Here is a 16,815-nt window from a genome sequence, read left to right as displayed (position 1 = left end):
AAAATACTTCAACGAGAAGCCGGATATACGGACGCAAACCATTTTAGTCAAAACAGCATGTTTACTCTTGCAATAATGGGGGAGACCATATACAGGCCCTAGTATAAGAGGAAATAAAACAGCTGCAGAAAATTAAGCACTAGCAACAGAAACCAATAAAATTTAAGAAGAATTGAAGATGAATTTAACAAAGAAACGATTTAGGATTTGAACGTAAACGTTCACAAGAAGAGAAAGTGGCAGGGGTGGAGGGACTCGAACCCCCAACCATCGGTTTTGGAGACCGCTGTTCTACCAATTCGAACTACACCCCTAGCGCGCTGTGCATTATACGGATGACATTAAAAAGGTAAAGCCTTTTTATCACTACCATGCACTGCATGCTTAATTAACACGCAATGCGCTGTTTTTTCAATCGAATAACGCCAAATAGGCTTTATCCATCACCTGTGTTTTGTCTTGTTGCCCGCTTTTAAACCGACTTCTATGCAGCGTCACTTTTAAATACGGAGCAGTTTATGACAATTAGACCTTATTGGCGTTAAGCGCAGCAAACCACAGGTCATTAGTGATAGCGACAATCTCGGTGTGCAAATCAAATTTCGCTATCGCGTCGTGCTCATCGATATTCATTAGCTTGGCGTAATGCTTAACGAGCTCTCTACTTTCATTGATTTCAAGTTTATTGATAAGGCAGCAACTTGCTAAATCGAAGTAGCGGTTTCCCATGGCGGCATATTCCCAATCAATAATTTTGAGTGAGTTATCTGCGCTCAGTAATAAGTGATTAGTTAGCAAGTCATTATGACATAACACATAGTCGTCATCGTCTTGTTCACTTTTTATTACTTGTTTCCGCAATGATTGGGCTTTTAGATAAAGCTCACTGCTCATATCGAGCTGTGCAACATTAATATAATGCTGCCATCTTGATGCTAAATCTAATGGCCTAGCGGTAATGGGCAAAGAATGAATACGAGCGAGGGTGTTGGCCAGCTCAAGCATTGAAAGCGTCGCACTTTCACTGTGCTCTAGCCACTGCTCAACCCAGATGGTTTCATCATCGCTTAACCATATAGGTTGCGGCGCTACTCCCAACCTATAAAGCTGTTGCTGCAAAGCAAATTGGTGCGCACGATTAACCCCACTAAAGTCATCATCGCCCATCCATTTCACCGCTAAGTCGACAGGGTTATGATCAGACTTTGGTTGCCCACTACTTTGAAGGTTATTTGCAATCAAGGGTAACTGACTATCTGCGAGCTCTTGAACGCGGTAAACGTGATTTACCGCTCCAGCAGGGTGTGACGAAATTTTCGCACTGTCGCTAAGATTAAGCGCCTTTTGCAGCGTGGCGATGATATCCAACCTGTTCACCTTGTTTTTTATATTGTACTAGCCACTGGTAATACCCAAATACCGCAAAACCAACATAGCCTAAGAACAGGCAAGCAGATAATGCATAACCCACTTGCAGGTATAAATAGGCGGACGCTAAATTGATGAAAAACCAATAAACCCAGTTTTGCAGGATTTTATGCGCCACCATAAATGTTGTGACTACACTCAATAAATTAATGCTCGCATCTAATAGTAGGTACTCACTATTGAACTGTGAGCCTGCCACCTCAGACAGAACCCAAGCGAGCAATAACATACTCGGCACAATGAGCAAATGAGCCCAGAGAGGCCAATGAAGCACTGGCTTAACATCGCCGTCTTCCCCCCCTTTCGACCACTGATAATAACCGTATCCCGCCATTATCATATAAAAGAAGTTAAGCGCAGACTGAAATGGCAACGTCACCTGCCAAAATAGCCAGGTGTAAATTGCGGTACTTACAAAGGCGCACAGCCAACACCAGCTGTTCTGTTTTGCGGCTAACAGCACATAGGCAATAGCGAGGACAACCGCTACCCACTCTAACAGTGAAGTAGCGGCAATTTGAGAAGTGAACTCAGAAAAAAAGTTAGCCATTAAGATGATTTTCTAGATTGCATGGCATCAAAATTTAAAAACTTAGCAACGAAAATAGCCTGCCCCACTTCTTCATGGGTCCTTTGCATTTCTTCACCAAGTACTTTCATAACCACACCATAGTCACCTGTAACCTGCGTGCTGGTTGAACTTGTTGAAACTGTAATATCACTGTAGCTATTTAACCTATCAATGAAATCTTGAATAGGTGGAATGTATTCGTTAACCAATGGGTACAACGACAGTTCAACCATAACTTGCATGTCTGTTTCCTTTTATTTTAAAACGCGTACTTTACAGTAACGCCAAACTGACGACCGTTACCTATTTGGTAATATGGCTCATCGAAGGCATACTCATCGCGAGGGTCGTTGCTGAAACCACCGAATCCACGGGTGTAGTACTCACGATCAAACGCATTTTGTACCCACAGTGATGTCTGCCAATCACCGTGTAAAACCACAATCTCCGAATTAACCAGCGTAGTACTTGGCGAGGTTACATCATGGCCGTCAGAAAAACGGTATTCGCTTTTGTAATCTACATCTACACGCCACAGCATGGTATCTGTAAGTGCGTACTCACTATATAGATTTGCGGTCCACTTAGGTGATTGAGCCTGTCTTTGCTCAGACACTTCAGTACCGTCTGCAAGCGTATACCCTTCAAAGGTAGCGCTTAGGTAACCAACACTTGCATCAAGCTGCCATGCATCACTAGCAATCCAGCTAAGCTCCAGCTCGGCTCCTTTGTTTGTTCCTAAATCAGCATTATCAATAATATCTACGAACCCTGCCGTACCGTCATCACGAGTGATAACGTCAAAATCGCTCACCTGGGTATCTTTTCTATCCATATAGAAAATTGCAGCGCGAGCAATTAGGTCAGGCGTAAGTAATGGGCCCTTAACGCCTACTTCGTAGTTCCAGTTATACTCTTCGTCGAAGAATCGCTGATTGTCATTCACGCGGCTGTCTGGGTTAAAGCCTGCCCCTTTATATCCGCGTGAAATACTGCCGTAATAGAAGTGATCGCCCTGTGTATACTGAAGCGCGACTTTCCCGCCTACCATGGTGGTGTCGAACGCGCGAGTGAGCTGGTTGTTATCAGCGTAATCAAAATCGTAGTTTTCTACTCTTAACCCTGCTACAAGTACTAAATTTTCGTTCAAACGACTTTCAGTCTGAGCATAGATAGCGGTCGTCGTAGGCGTGTATTCACTGGCAAAATCACTATCCAAATAAGTGTACTGACGTAGCAGCTTTTCTTCCGTGCTTTTATAAAATACGCCTAGTGTCCAGTCAGTCATACCATCAAAAAGTGCGGCACTGTCAGACGACACGAAACGCATCTCTCCGGTCTGTGTTTCTACATCGCGATAATAGGCGTCAAAAGACGTATAACCCCACGGGTGAAACCCTGTGAATGTCCAGTCTTCATCGTAGCCATAAGCAATATTGTGAGAAGCATGGGTGGCAATTAGAATAAAGTCGCCCGCTGTTGTATTGGTTGTAGAGCGCGCGCTAACAGCGTGGGTTTGGTGTTCGTCAAATCCAGGTTCATCAGACAGCGTTTTGTTGTCATTGTCTAGCGAGAATGCATCGTAACCGTTATCGATATCGTACCAGCGATAAGTAAGTGCAAGTGTGGTTCGCTCATCTACGCTGCCTTCAACGGCAAAGCGCAGTGCGGTTTCATCGATATTCCCGGTATCGCTTCTATTTAAGAACGTATTCTCTACAAAGCCATCACTACGATTATGAACCAGCGCTACACGATAGCCCCAATCCGTGTTGATATCATCACCAGTGGCGCCTTCAATACGGTAACTCTCTTTGTTCCCAATGCGGGCTTCAACGTAGTCTGGGGCGTCGCTACCCACGTCATTACTGGAAAGTTTAACCGCACCGGCCAATGCACCTGTGCCGTATAAGGTAGCCTGAGGTCCGCGATATACCTCTAGTTGTTTAGTATCAAAAATAAGACCTGCCGCAGCAAGGCCTGAAAAATCAAATTCATCGACGATAAAGCTTACCGATGGATTGATAGGCTCGGCGAACTGACTGCGCTCTCCAATACCGCGAATTTGCACGAAGCGGCCGCGAGACGCACCAGCTGCAAAGTTTACGTTTGGAATACTGTTTAGCACACTGTCGATATGGCTCGGCTGTCTACTGCGAAGACGCTCTTGATCTAAAATGGTCGCGCTAGCACTTAACTGGTCGAGTGTAGTTTGACGAAAATCACCAGATACGACGACGCGCTCAATATCTGATGGCGTGTTATCTGAAGTGTTACTTACATTGGCTTGTTGCGCATAGGCCGCAATGGAACTAGCAAGCAGTGAAAGTGTGAAAAATGTTTTATACATGGGATCTCTTATTCTTATTTAAGAAAAAAGATCCGGGTCTAACGGCAGGTGATAAGGCTATATTGTGAACCATCCCTACGCCGGTATTATCCGGATCAGGTTTAAGGGTTCCCACGAATGTGGATCTCAGACCGAAAACGGACACCCCTTGGTATAGTGTTGCGCTGCTAAAACTAGCAAACTCAACATCTGCGACGGAGTCTACCAGTTCGATACACGCCGTCAAGCAGATAAGACGTTAAGCTAACGTAAGGTTTTTATATATGATATAAGGCGTTGAAAGCTGAGGGCTATTCAGCGTCAATATTCATATTTAGGCGACGTACTTCATCGTCAGTTTGTGCTTTTAAAACTTCCAACGTTTTGCCGTGTGCCGTCGGTTGACGCGTATCAGGGTCAACTTTTACAAAAACGATATCGTCTGCAAAACAGATGGTTTTCTTGGTTGCTTTGTTGCGTACCAAGCAGCTTACGGTAATAGATGTGCGGCCCACAGCTTTAGTTTCTAGACCAAACTCTACGATATCACCCTGCATAGCCGGTGATTCAAAACTAATTTCACCAATATGCTTAGTTACCAAGCAGTTAGTTTCTAACTGACAAATAGCCCAAATTGCAGCTTCTTCGTCTATCCATTCTAACGCGCGGCCACCGAACAAAGAATTGGCGTAATTAAGGTCGTTTGGCATAACTAGACGCCTAGAAAGAAAGCGCATTCGAATTCCTCATAATAAATCGCTACTATAGCGTTAGATTATACCGAAAAAACTGATTCATGGCGCTAACTCAATTACGCGAATGGCTATTAGCCCCCTACTTTGAAAATAGCAGCGAAAATCGCTGCAAAAAAAGCTCTCACGCTTCACACTTATCAAACGTGACTTGTCCACTTCACCGGAGAATGCTTGTTGTATCTGGCAATGACGATTTTTGTGAAGCTGCCATACGTAGCGTTCAAGCCTTTGTAGATGAAGTTTCATCTATAAGCTTTGTGAATTTTGCTGGCGATACACTTAAGGGTAAGAACCGCAAACAAGTACTGGGGAGCGAATGTGACATTGCCACATTAGACTGTCGCGATTCATTCAAACCTGGCGACGTGATGGCAGTGGCGGGTATCGTAAAACGCAGTGGTTGTTTAATACTTATTTGCCCTGCATTGAGTGAATGGGTCAACAATATTTCGGTCTCGTTCCTATCGGAGGGGTTTACGCTTACACAAAGTCGATACCTCGAACGTTTTATAAAGCACCTGCGCAACAACGACTACGTGGCATTTCACACTGAAGAAAAAACCACGCTTCCAGATACGGGTATGTACTGCATTAGCCAAAGCTTAACATCAAACGCCTATAGAGGCTCACTATTTAAATCAGAAGAGCAAGAGCAGGCATACAGTCGTTTATATCAAGCACACTCACTTAATAAACTAAACGCGCTGATTACCGCCCCAAGAGGCAGAGGCAAGTCATCATTATTAGGTATATTCATTGAAAGCCTTATCAGACAGGGTAAAAATGTACTATTAACCAGTGAACGCTTCGATAATGTGAAGAACGTGCTTTCACGTATTCAACAGCCCGAAATAGGCGGTGTCAGAACACAACAACCATCCACCGCTAACATTCAAACCCAACTAAGCCTTGGTGATAAGAATGAGACAACGACATTAGGCAGTGTAAAATGGGTGCCCCCTGACAGTGCCTTGTTATATACCACAGAAGATGAAAAGTATGACGTTGTAATTGTTGATGAAGCGGCTTCAATCCCCCTCCCGGATGTATACCGGATCATAGCCAACCACAAGCAGTGGGTGCTTAGTACTACGCTTTTGGGTTATGAAGGCTCAGGCAGTGGCTTTATTCACAAACTCATCCCTAGTTTACCGCCATCAGCTATCCATTTGAGACTATCAACGCCGTTACGATGGTTCGAACATGATCCCATTGAAGCCTTTTTCAATACGACTTGTTTATTTGAGAACCGAGATGCGGCGCGCAATATTGGCGAGATTAATTTCAAAAACAGTATTAACCCACCGATAGATTACGATTTTTCCATAAGTTCGTTTAAAAGCATTTCCGAAGAGGCGCTTCAGCAAATAATGTCGCTACTTTCATTAGCCCATTATCAAACTACGCCCGATGATTTTATGCGCTTGATGGATAGCCCGGATGTACTTGTTGCCATACTTAAATTCAACGACAACGTGATAGGTGCTGCAATCATAAACGCTGAAGGTAGCGAATACCTGAACGATACCGCATTGGGGATTGCGTCTGGAAAACGTCGTCCTAAAGGGCATTTAGGTGCACAGCGACTTGCTCTGTTGTCTGCTGATGCAAAAACAGCAACGTTTAGATATTGGCGTATTAATCGTATTGCCGTCGATACGGTGGCGCAGAGTAAGGGAATGGGCAGTTACTTGCTACAAAGAGTTAGTAATGAAGCCAAAAAGCAAAGTATTGACGCTATCTGTACTTCTTATGGAACGACACAAAAGTTAGACAGTTTTTGGACAAGAAATGGATTTGAGATTGTAGACTATGGGCGAAAGCCTAATAAAGCCAGTGGCGAAACCAGTGCACTAGCGTTATATCCTCATTCCAACAGAGCAAAAAAACTGCTTTCTGAATTGGTAGCGCTAAAAGAGAGCTTTAAATTCGATAACCAGTTAGACAACTTGCCCATTAGCATACTGACGATCTATGTAGAAAAGTTAGTACACTTTACCCAAGGCACACGCACTTTAGATGATGTTTGGCCGATATTACATAAAATTGCGCGTTATGCAGAGACTCACCCTACACCAAGCGCAAATACTCAACTGAACAAGCCAAATAACACAATACTGTATACGCTATGGCGTCTTGTTGGAATCATTAACACGAAGCGCTTTCTCAGAAAAGTACTTACACATTCAGATATGAATGCGAAGCAACTTGTTTCTACATTCAACGAAGAAAACGTAAAAGCAAGTGGGTTAAAAGAAGTCACTATTGTTATAAGAGAAGCACTTCTGCCTGCTTTCAAATAATAGAAAGTCTGTAGCCTGAAAGTACAAATAATCAGCTTGGCGTAGAGCCACTATACCTGTGTTAACAAACCGCGATTACGAACATTTTAAATACCGCTTAAAGGCTAATGATCTATGCGGACTAGTATTATAGCCCTATAAAGATAGCCCATTCGAGAAAAGCTCACTTAATAAATTTAGGGCAAAAAAAAGCCTCCCAAAGGGAGGCTTTTTTGCTAAAACCACATATTAGATACTAATACCGCGGTTCTTCGCTTTTTCCTTAATATAAGGTTCCCACGCTGCAGCGTTGCGACGTAGTGAGCGATCTTTCTTAGCTTCTAGTACATGTTTGTAAGCAGACTTAAAGTTACCTGCATAGAAGTTCGCTTCCATTAACGTGAAGTGAATCTTCTCAGGGTCTTCAGCTCCACGCTCTAGAGCGTTCTCTAGTGCTTTAATAGCGCCTTTGTAGTCTTCAGCTACAAGAAGAAGTGTACCTTGCTTACGATAGTGCTCAGGATCTGAACTCTTTGCGGCAGCCTGTGCGTACAGGTTTGCTGCAGTTTTGAAGTTCTTCGCCTGGTGATACGCGTTAGCAATGTTAGCTAGCATATCGGCATCATTCTTCAACAAGCCTTCTTTCATGTGCTTCTCAAGTAACTTAGCAGCCTTGTAAGGCATACCGTTACTTTGATAAAGCTGAGCAAGCGTTTTGATTTCTGAATCTTTTTCTAGGTAACCCTGCATATAAGCAAGTTCTAGCGTTGAAAGACCTTTTTTGTAGTCTTCAACTAAGATATAGAAAAAGCCTAGACGCGACCACCAAGTCTTCTCTTCAGGAAAAGTTTTAACTAACTCTTCCGCGACAGAAACCGTCTCAGGGTACATCTTACGCTCGTAGTAAGAAGTTAACTTAAGAACATAAGGGTTCTTGTTTGGCTCTTCATACAAAGCAATTGCCTTGTCTGCTGGCTCAACCATTTTAGCTAACTGCTTAGACTCAAAGTACGCCTGTGCCAAGCGAGTATACACATCAGCATCTTCTTTACAGGTAAATTCCATCCACTTGTTATACCATTTGATGGCATCAGTGTACTTCTCTTCCTGCATGCTCAAATCACCTATCAATTTAAGTGTTTGAGAGTGCTCAGTGTCGTTAAGTACTTTTGGTTCAACAGAGTCGACCAAGTAGTTTAACGCCTTACCGCCCTCACCTTCTTGTGAAGCCAATAAGTTACCGATAAAACGCTTAACGTATGCTTTATCAAAATCGTCTGAAGGATCGATTTCATAAAGTACATTTAACGCTTCTGTGAGCTGGTCTTCATTGTAAAACTCAAAAGCTTTTTGAACTTTCTTACCGGTACGCTCACCTACTAGCGTTGTTTTTCCCTTCTCATATCCAGGACAAACAACAGGTGCTGACTGCGCCAGGGCAGCGGGTGCTGAAAGCACCGCACCTGCACCTAGCACTAAAGCAACGGCTGACATTTTGAATGTACGTTTCATCATGATCATTGCTCCAGTTTAAAGTCTAGCTGTACGAACATGCCAGGTTGTTTAACCGGCTTGCCATCTACGATCTTAGGCTTGTATTTCCACTTACGTAGAGCACGACGTGCTTCACGGTCGAATACGCGCTTAGGTTCAGCTTCGATAACTTCGATATCTTCAACACCACCAACTTCGTTGATAGTGAAAGATAGTCTTACCCAACCTTCACGGCCATCACGGGCTGCATCAGGTGGATATTTCGGGTCGATACGAACGATAGGTGTTGCTTCACCATCGCGTTGCATTGCACCAACACCACCAATGTTTACACCAACACCACCTGTGTCGATAGCTGGAATAGCTAAGCTAAAGCCATCTGCATCAGGTTCCGCAGTTTCCGGCTCAACTTGCTCCATTTTAGGAGGCTGTGGCGGCGGAGGCGGCGGTGGTGGTGGAACACGAGTACGCGTTTGCGTTTGGTCGTCTGGTTCCTGCATTACAATATCGATAACCGGTGCAGGCGGTACTTCGTCTGCTGGTCTAGATGAATTTTCAATCAACTTGGCCATTAGAACGAAAAGGGCAAATGCAACACCAGCACCTAAAAGTATAGATACAATTATACGTAACATCTTATCCCCTTGCCGCTACCGAGACTCGGTTAACGCCAGCGGCTTTAACCTGATCCATAATCTCAACTACTAAACCATGCTTCGCTTTAACGTCAGCTTGGATGATTACGTAGTCTGTAGGCTGCTCGGTAAGCAGTCTTTCAATATTCGCTCTTACGCTGTCCGGCGCTACTTCACGCTTGTCTAGCCAAACATTTCCGTCTTCAGTTACGGCGATGAAAATGTTTGCATTTTTGTGAAGAATCGCCTGGCTCGCATCTGGCTTGTTGACTTCGATCCCTGCTTCTTTAACGAAAACAGTGGTAACGATAAAGAAGATCAGCATGATAAACACGATATCCAACATGGGAGTCATGTCGATCTGTGCATCTTCTTCCTCGGTTCTGACTTTTCGAGCCATAATCTCTCTCTCTAATGATGTGGCAGGCTATCAACTAGCCCTTCTCTTGCCAGCTTCACTTTCGCTTCAAGACGTGAACTGATGAACAGTCCAGATAGCGCAGCTACCATTCCCGCCATTGTCGGGATAGTTGCCATAGAGATACCAGCAGCCATTAGACGAGCGTTGCTGGTGCCCTGCGTTGCCATTGTCTCGAAAACACTGATCATACCGGTTACTGTTCCAAGTAGACCGATTAGTGGACACATTGCAATAATGGTTCTGATAATCAGCATTCTAGCGTTTAGGTCGTCTGACGCTTGAGAAATCCACGCGTCACGGATTCTATGCGCATACCATGATGTAGTATCTGCTCGGGCATCCCAATTTGCGATGATGTTTTTCTTCACCTTTGGAAAGACCGAGGTTAAATACCAGTAACGCTCAATCATTAAAACCCACATGAGAAAGAGCGCGGCAGCAACGAAATAAAGTACGTCACCGCCGGTAGCGATAAAGTCCCTGACCGATTCGAATAATCCAATCAGGTAATTCATATTACGCTTTCTCCGACTCTGAGTGAGCAGCTACGATACCCGCAGTTTGCTCATCAAGAATGTGGATGATTGATTTGCTACGAGAAGCTACGATGCTGTGAGTAAGGATTAGAGGCAGAGCCGCGATAATACCCTGAGCAGTAGTTACAAGAGCCATTGAGATACTTCCTGCCATCATACGTGGGTCACCTGTACCGAATAGAGTGATGGTTTGGAATGTCTCGATCATACCTAGTACTGTACCTAGTAGACCTAGCAGAGGAGCAATCGCTGCGAAAATCTTGATAACGTTGATGCCGCTTTCAATTTTTGGAAGCTCGCGAAGAATCGCTTCATCAAGTTTAAGCTCAAGGTTTTCTGCATCAGCAGTCTTGTTCTCTTGGTAAACTTTAAGAATACGACCTAGTGGGTTGCCTTCAGAAGGATTGTTTACGTTCTTAAGCTGTGAACGCATTTTGCCACCAGTGATCGTAAGCGTGATCATTTTGTAGATACCAATTAGTAGACCAATCGCAAGCATAACTGTGATTGTGTAACCAACTGGACCACCCGCGTGATAACGCTCAGCCATTGTCGCTTTCTGCTTCAATAGACCAAGGATTGCACCTTGAGAAGGGTCAGCATAGAAAGGAACAAAGCCAGAAGTCGCGTCAATTAGTTCGTCAGCAGAAGCTACGAAGTGACCGTCTGGTTGACGACCTAGAGGCTGAACAACTTCAGCTTCAGCGTCATACGCTAGGTAACCAGCTTCACCAACAAGGTTGAAAGTACCAACACGGACAACTTCTTGCTGTGAAGAACCACCGTCAAGGTTAACTACTTCTGTAGTGAACTTAACTACTTCACCGCCTTCAGTCATTTCTTTTTGAAGAGCAAACCATAGGTCTTCTAGTTCTTTAATGTTTGGAAGACCTTTAGAGTCTTCTGACATTTCAGCTAGGAACTGGCCACGACCAGGGAATTGTGCACTTACGATAGACGTAGAGATACGGCCATAAGCTTCAGAAGATGCTTGACGTACCACACCGAACATTTCACCAAGTGTACCTGTAGCTTGGTCAAGTTCAGCAGCCTTTTCATTTAGCGTAACTTCATTGTCTGAGAATTGCTTCTGTAGACGGTCGCCACGTGCTTGTTCAGCTTTAAGGTCTGCTTGTGCCTTGCGAAGAAGTGCTTGTTTGTCAGCACGTGCTGATTGGAACTCAGCTTCGCGTTGCTTATCTAGACGAGCTTCAGAAACACGGTTCTGTTGAACCTGGTCTAGAAGATCTTTCAGGCTCTTTGCTTCCTGAGCCTGCGCTCCGGTTGCTGCAACTGCAACTGTCGCAGCGGCTAAAAGAGATTTGAATACTGGTTTCATTAACAATTACTCCGCTGCGCTAATTGGTAGTTTAATCAGATCCGCAGGAATGACGTTGTTAGCCATTTTAACTGCGTCAACAACTGAAGACAGATACTCGTCACCCAGTTTTTCCCAAGCGCGGCTTTCGTTGTTCCATACCCACGCGTGAGTCTGGTCAAGAGAAAGTGCAACTAGCGCCGTACGACCAAGGTTAAAGAAGTCAACAGTAACTTCAGTACCCGCGTCGTCGATAGTACCTTGGTAAGAGTTGATCTTAGTACCGTATTCAACTTCTACTAGGTATGCTTCTAGTACCTGACGGAACTGCTCAGAAACAGTTACGTTAGAGTTAGCCATAAGGTCGCGAAGACGCTCAACACGCTGAAGACGCTCGTCTAAGTGAATTGGACGGTCTAGCTTGATGAACTGTTCTAGGCTGTCGATCATGCGGAACATAAGAGGAACGATGCCCTGCTTAGTTTGTTCGATGCTGTCGATCTGACGTTGCAACGAATCGATACCGCGTTGCTGATCTGCAACTAGGCTAGCGATGTAATCGTTGTAGATTTTAAGGTTTTCTGTCTCATCTACTGTTTGACGATACTCAACAAGTAGTTCTTGAGATTGTTCAAACAACGTATTGATTTTTTCTTGAGATTTCGCTGCAGCCGCGTGGATTTTCGCTTCTTCTTTATGAAGATCTTCAAGCGTATCTGCAGAGACTGCGCTACCTGTTAGTGCGAATGCACCCATAACAGTAGAAGCAATAAGAGTTCTCTTGCTCATTTTGGACATAGTTCCCAACCAAATTTCTTATTTGAATCCTCGCCGATAGGAAAATATTCGGGCAAGGGGCGTATAAAACTTTCACAATTTTGTTTCAGGAATGTAGTAATGATATGAAAATGCACTACTACGAACGTGGTATATTCACATGGATTACTCGGTAGAGTCAAGTTAGCAAAGCACTTGCACTTGAGAAGTGGAGCTTAATTGTACACTCAGCGCACAATTAATCACCTTTTATGCAATTGGAATGTTAACAATTTAACTTGTGAAATACGTCATGCATAAAAATTCACAGTTAGCGACTACAAACACGTCGGATTACTTCTTTTTTTCAGCCTGAATTATTGTGCCGATTAAGCCTCGTTTATCTGTCACGTCTGAAAGGGTGATATCAACAAAATCATTACACTCTAATTTACTTTTGAGTAACGTAACTTCACTAGCATCTCTCGCTGCGTTGGTTAAATCAGATAATCTAACACCGTGAGACTCTAATTCTTTATCGTATTCTTCGAAGATAGCCTTTTTCCGTTCAAACGACACATTTGGATTCATAACCGTCTTCAAGAGTTTGGGGAAATTAGTATCGTACAAGGCTTGTTGATATTCGCTGACAAGATTTCCGACTTTTTCATTCAGCTCTATTCGAATACTCTCTCTATCCTGAGCGGTCTTTTTAGCGTTGCTTAAAGCGCTCACGAGTCGCTTGAGGGCATCTAGCGGACTCTTCTCTTCCTGTAATGCACGGATCACTTTTAGAATTTGAAAATTCGGTGCAACAATTGCGCTCTCCTTTCGGTGAACCACAACTCTTAATTTTCCGCCTGGTCGTAAAACCCGACTTACTTCACTTAATGTTAGGTCCAAGTTACTGTATTCGATACCGAATTGAGAAACGACAGCGGTAATTTCATTATCGTTAAACGGCAGAGACTCAATATTCTGTTCTTGCAAAAAATTGATCTTTGGCTGTTTAAGACTATCGCCTATTTTTAAGGTCGCGTAGTCAACACCAATGTATTCAGGTTCGCAGAAATTGCCAGCATTTACTGCAAGGTCAATGAGAGCACCGTTTCCTGTCGCTAGATCAACAACTTTTCCACCCTGAACGTTTGTCTCGTTAAAAAACGCCAACCATTGTTCTGCAAGCTCGCCTTCATAATTACGACTTGTTGAGTCGGCAAAAGAGTTAACGTGGCCCTGCTGCCAGTATTCACTCCAATAACTATTCATGAAAAGTTCTCTTTATTGGTGCTGTGCGCTTTAAAAGGTAAATTTATTTATCCACATATAAAAAAAGGCCGATTACTCGGCCTTTTTTATCTAGATTCTATAATTAGAAGCTAATTTGGTAGTTAAGACGGTAGTCACGACCAAAGTTGTTATATAGGTCTTGGTTGTCCCACGTACCGCTAGATGAGAATACTGGATCTTCATCTGTTACGTTGTTAACCGCAAGAGTGATTGAACCGTAGTCAGCCATATCAAACGTGTAAGTTACGTTGTGGATTAACCAGCTATCAAGCTTACCAGCGATGTCGTATGGACCAACAATAGTGTTGCCATCTGCATCTTTAGGAGCTGTTTCAAACTCAGACGTGCTGTCTGTGTAAGTCATGTTCCAAGCAAGAGTATGCTCTTCGAAGCTCCAAACCGCAGTAGCAACTGACTTAAACTCTGGGCTACCAGACCAACCAGCGATATCCTGAACGATGCCGCCAACTTCTTGGTCGTAAGAAAGTACGAAAGAGTTAACGTTCTGGAAGCGGAAGTTACCGAATTCAGTTTCTAGGTTCGCATTAAGAGTAAAGTCGATACCTTCAATTTCAAAACCTGCACCGTTGAAGTAAGACGTACCAGCTTCAACTAGAACACCAGACGCCGCACGCTTAAGGTAGAAAGTCTCGTCTGAAGTATCAGTATCTACTGAAACCGCAGTGATTAGACCTGCAGCCTCGTCAGAAAGTAGGTTTTGAAGCGTTTTTGCTTGGATTACGTTATCAATCGATAGGTTGAAGTAATCAAGTTTAACACTTAGGTTGTCGTTTACATCGTAAGCAACACCAAGGTTGATGTAGTCAGATGTTTCTGCGTCTAGTTCAGCGTTAGCTGTGTAGTACGTGTCATACTGACGTTCAACAGTTGAACCATTGTTGTAGTCAATTGCGTCTTCTGCAGAGAAAGTACGTGCAGCGTTTAGAAGGTCAAGACCTGGCGCACGGAAAGACTCAGAGTAAGAACCACGAAGTACTAGGCCATCTGCAACTTCCCAACGAGCAGATACTGCTGGAGATAATTTGCTACCAAAATCAGAGTAATCATCGTAACGTGCTTTGATGTTTAGCTCTACAGTGTCAGATACTGGAAGTACAGATTCGAAGAAGAATGCTGTTACGTCACGGTCACCCATAGATGAGTTACCAGCAGAACCACCGATTAGACCAGCTTCAGACTGACCGTCATAGATGTCAGCATAAGTTTGTTCAAAGAACTCAGCACCGAAGTAGTGTGCAACCATACCACCAGGTAGTTCGAACATGTCGAAACCGATACCTGCATAGTACTGGTGGAAGCGCGAGCTAGATTCTTGAAGGGTTGTTGCTTTCATGTTTGCAACGCCTTCGTCTGAACCTAGGTCAATGCCATTTTGCTCATTGTAAGCAAGACCAGAGTAAGATAGGTAATACTGACCAACTGACTTGTTATCAGCCATGTTGAAGTGGTAGTAAACTTCCCACTCAGCATTGTTCCAATCAAGCATACCACGAAGACCAGTTGTATAATCCTGGTTGTAGTCGTCTACGTTACCGTCACGAGTACCGATACCAACCCAACGGAATAAACCGTACGCGCCATCAACACCGTAAGGGTTGTGTGGGTTGTCAGCTGACATATTTTCCCATGCAGCAGCAGGTGGAGCGTAACGACCAAATGATGAGTTTTGAACAACCATTGCTTGACCAAACCACTCAACATCTTCCATTACTTCGTAATCAGCACTTACATATAGTGTGTTACGGTCAATTGATGCAGTGTTGTAAGACACGTTAGCAAACGCATACATACAGTACTCAGAACCTTCGCCCCAATCTTCGTCTGCGTCAACGCGACGGAATGTATCTTCACCGTACTCAGAGATTAGGCTGTCACAAAGAAGTGAAGGCTGAGCTTCTGCAAAGTCAGGAGACAATACAGTAGCACCGAAGTAAGACCAACCTACAGTATCTGCAGTGTAAGCTTGGATATCGCCGTCGCCGTCGAAGTCACCGATTTTTGCTTTGGTGTAATCACGGTCTGCATCAGAAATACCTTCACGACGCTGGTGATCGAATGAGAACGTTACGTTACCTTTGTCGTTAGAGATACCACCAACAACAGAGAATTCAGATGAAGTAGTACCTTCATCCTGGTCACGCATACCAGCACCAACGTTGAAAGTTAGACCTTCAAAGTTGTCTTTAAGAATGATGTTTACAACACCAGCCATTGCGTCAGAACCATAGATAGAAGATGCACCTTCAGTCATGATATCAATACGCTCAACCGCAGCCATCGGGATGGCGTTAAGGTTTGCAGAAGCACCACCTAGTGTAGGTGAACCTGGGAAGCGACGGCCGTTAAGAAGTACTAGAGTACGACGAGAACCAGCACCACGAAGGTTGATAGTAGCTTGAGACTGTGCAGAACTACCTGAACGCTCTGAGAACGAACCGAAAGAGTTTAGTGAGCTTGAACGCAATGCGTCAGCAACCGTGAAGTCACCTTCTAGCTTGATGTCAGCTGCAGTAATAGAAACAACTGGAGCAGCGCCCTCTAGGTCAGTACGCTTGATACGTGAACCCGTTACTTCAATCTTTTCAACAGCAACAGCTTCTTGCTCTTCTTGTGCTTGAACAGCACCTGAAAATGAAAAAGCGGACGCAGCACTAAACGCGCACGCTAGCTTGACTGATTTAGCCAGCTTAGAATTTGTAAACATGTATTGTCTCCCTGGACTTGAAAATACGTTTTAGCATTTCAGCATCGTCTTTATAACGATTTATTATTAGTAAGGTTTGGACCTCATAATGATAATAAACACAAGCTCAATTCAGGGTCAACAAGGATCAGATAAACGGTCCTGAAAAGTTCAATTTTTTTTTTGATATATTAAAGAAAGTTGTAACAAAATAGCTACAAATTACCAATAAATCCTTTAATAACAATAATATAAATTATAAAAAAAACACCAAATTTATTTTTGTTTGTTTTTTA

At 43.7% G+C, this 16,815-nt stretch carries 14 protein-coding genes, 1 tRNA gene and 1 riboswitch; of the genes, 1 reads left to right on the top strand and 14 read right to left on the bottom strand.

The window, feature by feature from the left end:
* Positions 1–237: 237 nt before the first annotated feature.
* The 6 genes from F0261_RS18905 to F0261_RS18880 form a co-directional block, all read right to left on the bottom strand.
* Positions 238–314: transfer RNA gene (locus F0261_RS18905), tRNA-Trp, on the bottom strand.
* Positions 315–525: 211 nt separating this feature from the next.
* A complete protein-coding gene (locus F0261_RS18900) occupies positions 526–1,377 on the bottom strand; it encodes a phosphotransferase (RefSeq protein ID WP_232306464.1) in 852 nt (283 codons plus the stop codon).
* Positions 1,334–1,978 carry a nicotinamide riboside transporter PnuC gene (gene pnuC / locus F0261_RS18895; protein WP_171338660.1) on the bottom strand — a complete coding sequence of 215 codons (645 nt, stop codon included), beginning with the start codon at positions 1,976–1,978 and terminating at the stop codon, positions 1,334–1,336. The genes F0261_RS18900 and pnuC overlap by 44 nt, the downstream gene beginning before the upstream one ends.
* Positions 1,978–2,241 carry a hypothetical protein gene (locus F0261_RS18890; RefSeq protein ID WP_014975943.1) on the bottom strand — a complete coding sequence of 88 codons (264 nt, stop codon included), beginning with the start codon at positions 2,239–2,241 and terminating at the stop codon, positions 1,978–1,980. Before F0261_RS18890 ends, pnuC begins: the two co-directional genes overlap by 1 nt.
* 17 nt (positions 2,242–2,258) lie before the next feature.
* Entirely contained in the window at positions 2,259–4,349 is a 2,091-nt protein-coding gene (locus tag F0261_RS18885) for a TonB-dependent receptor (RefSeq protein WP_171338659.1), read from the bottom strand.
* A 55-nt stretch (positions 4,350–4,404) separates the two neighbouring features.
* Positions 4,405–4,508, bottom strand: a riboswitch (TPP riboswitch).
* A 131-nt stretch (positions 4,509–4,639) separates the two neighbouring features.
* Entirely contained in the window at positions 4,640–5,065 is a 426-nt protein-coding gene (locus tag F0261_RS18880; RefSeq protein ID WP_039233250.1) for an acyl-CoA thioesterase, read from the bottom strand.
* Between the two features lie 185 nt (positions 5,066–5,250).
* On the opposite strand from F0261_RS18880, the gene F0261_RS18875 reads away from it, so the two are divergent.
* A complete protein-coding gene (locus F0261_RS18875; RefSeq protein ID WP_253819461.1) occupies positions 5,251–7,386 on the top strand; it encodes a GNAT family N-acetyltransferase in 2,136 nt (711 codons plus the stop codon).
* A 228-nt stretch (positions 7,387–7,614) separates the two neighbouring features.
* Here the strand turns inward: F0261_RS18875 and F0261_RS18870 are convergent, their stop codons facing one another.
* The 8 genes from F0261_RS18870 to F0261_RS18835 form a co-directional block, all read right to left on the bottom strand.
* Entirely contained in the window at positions 7,615–8,880 is a 1,266-nt protein-coding gene (locus F0261_RS18870; protein ID WP_014978640.1) for a lipopolysaccharide assembly protein LapB, read from the bottom strand.
* A 2-nt stretch (positions 8,881–8,882) separates the two neighbouring features.
* A complete protein-coding gene (locus tag F0261_RS18865) occupies positions 8,883–9,494 on the bottom strand; it encodes an energy transducer TonB (RefSeq protein ID WP_014948704.1) in 612 nt (203 codons plus the stop codon).
* A 1-nt stretch (position 9,495) separates the two neighbouring features.
* Positions 9,496–9,894 carry a biopolymer transporter ExbD gene (locus tag F0261_RS18860; protein WP_012517737.1) on the bottom strand — a complete coding sequence of 133 codons (399 nt, stop codon included), beginning with the start codon at positions 9,892–9,894 and terminating at the stop codon, positions 9,496–9,498.
* Positions 9,895–9,905: 11 nt separating this feature from the next.
* Positions 9,906–10,430 carry a MotA/TolQ/ExbB proton channel family protein gene (locus tag F0261_RS18855; protein ID WP_012517736.1) on the bottom strand — a complete coding sequence of 175 codons (525 nt, stop codon included), beginning with the start codon at positions 10,428–10,430 and terminating at the stop codon, positions 9,906–9,908.
* Between the two features lies 1 nt (position 10,431).
* Positions 10,432–11,790: a MotA/TolQ/ExbB proton channel family protein gene (locus F0261_RS18850; protein ID WP_014978639.1), complete on the bottom strand. Its 1,359-nt coding sequence runs from the start codon at positions 11,788–11,790 to the stop codon at positions 10,432–10,434.
* A gap of 6 nt (positions 11,791–11,796) precedes the next feature.
* Positions 11,797–12,558 carry a DUF3450 domain-containing protein gene (locus tag F0261_RS18845; protein WP_014948702.1) on the bottom strand — a complete coding sequence of 254 codons (762 nt, stop codon included), beginning with the start codon at positions 12,556–12,558 and terminating at the stop codon, positions 11,797–11,799.
* 321 nt (positions 12,559–12,879) lie between these two features.
* On the bottom strand, positions 12,880–13,794 hold the full coding sequence (locus F0261_RS18840; RefSeq protein WP_014978638.1) for a class I SAM-dependent methyltransferase: 915 nt from the start codon (positions 13,792–13,794) through the stop codon (positions 12,880–12,882).
* A 103-nt stretch (positions 13,795–13,897) separates the two neighbouring features.
* Positions 13,898–16,540: a TonB-dependent receptor gene (locus F0261_RS18835; RefSeq protein WP_014978637.1), complete on the bottom strand. Its 2,643-nt coding sequence runs from the start codon at positions 16,538–16,540 to the stop codon at positions 13,898–13,900.
* Positions 16,541–16,815 lie beyond the last annotated feature (275 nt).

It is taken from the genome of Alteromonas sp. 07-89-2 (assembly GCF_013113925.1).
Lineage (GTDB): Bacteria > Pseudomonadota > Gammaproteobacteria > Enterobacterales > Alteromonadaceae > Alteromonas > Alteromonas macleodii.
The sequence above is the reverse complement of the archived record's forward strand: the minus strand, read 5'-3'. Positions and strand labels throughout refer to the sequence as shown.

Bases quoted from the DNA above. Each gene is read 5' to 3' on its own strand.
- pnuC (WP_171338660.1), bottom strand. From the start codon at position 1,978: ATGGCTAACTTTTTTTCTGAGTTCACTTCTCAAATTGCCGCTACTTCA.
- F0261_RS18890 (WP_014975943.1), bottom strand. From the start codon at position 2,241: ATGCAAGTTATGGTTGAACTGTCGTTGTACCCATTGGTTAACGAATAC.
- F0261_RS18885 (WP_171338659.1), bottom strand. From the start codon at position 4,349: ATGTATAAAACATTTTTCACACTTTCACTGCTTGCTAGTTCCATTGCG.
- F0261_RS18880 (WP_039233250.1), bottom strand. From the start codon at position 5,065: ATGCGCTTTCTTTCTAGGCGTCTAGTTATGCCAAACGACCTTAATTAC.
- F0261_RS18875 (WP_253819461.1), top strand. From the start codon at position 5,251: ATGCTTGTTGTATCTGGCAATGACGATTTTTGTGAAGCTGCCATACGT.
- F0261_RS18870 (WP_014978640.1), bottom strand. From the start codon at position 8,880: ATGATGAAACGTACATTCAAAATGTCAGCCGTTGCTTTAGTGCTAGGT.
- F0261_RS18865 (WP_014948704.1), bottom strand. From the start codon at position 9,494: ATGTTACGTATAATTGTATCTATACTTTTAGGTGCTGGTGTTGCATTT.
- F0261_RS18860 (WP_012517737.1), bottom strand. From the start codon at position 9,894: ATGGCTCGAAAAGTCAGAACCGAGGAAGAAGATGCACAGATCGACATG.
- F0261_RS18855 (WP_012517736.1), bottom strand. From the start codon at position 10,430: ATGAATTACCTGATTGGATTATTCGAATCGGTCAGGGACTTTATCGCT.
- F0261_RS18850 (WP_014978639.1), bottom strand. From the start codon at position 11,790: ATGAAACCAGTATTCAAATCTCTTTTAGCCGCTGCGACAGTTGCAGTT.
- F0261_RS18845 (WP_014948702.1), bottom strand. From the start codon at position 12,558: ATGAGCAAGAGAACTCTTATTGCTTCTACTGTTATGGGTGCATTCGCA.
- F0261_RS18840 (WP_014978638.1), bottom strand. From the start codon at position 13,794: ATGAATAGTTATTGGAGTGAATACTGGCAGCAGGGCCACGTTAACTCT.
- F0261_RS18835 (WP_014978637.1), bottom strand. From the start codon at position 16,540: ATGTTTACAAATTCTAAGCTGGCTAAATCAGTCAAGCTAGCGTGCGCG.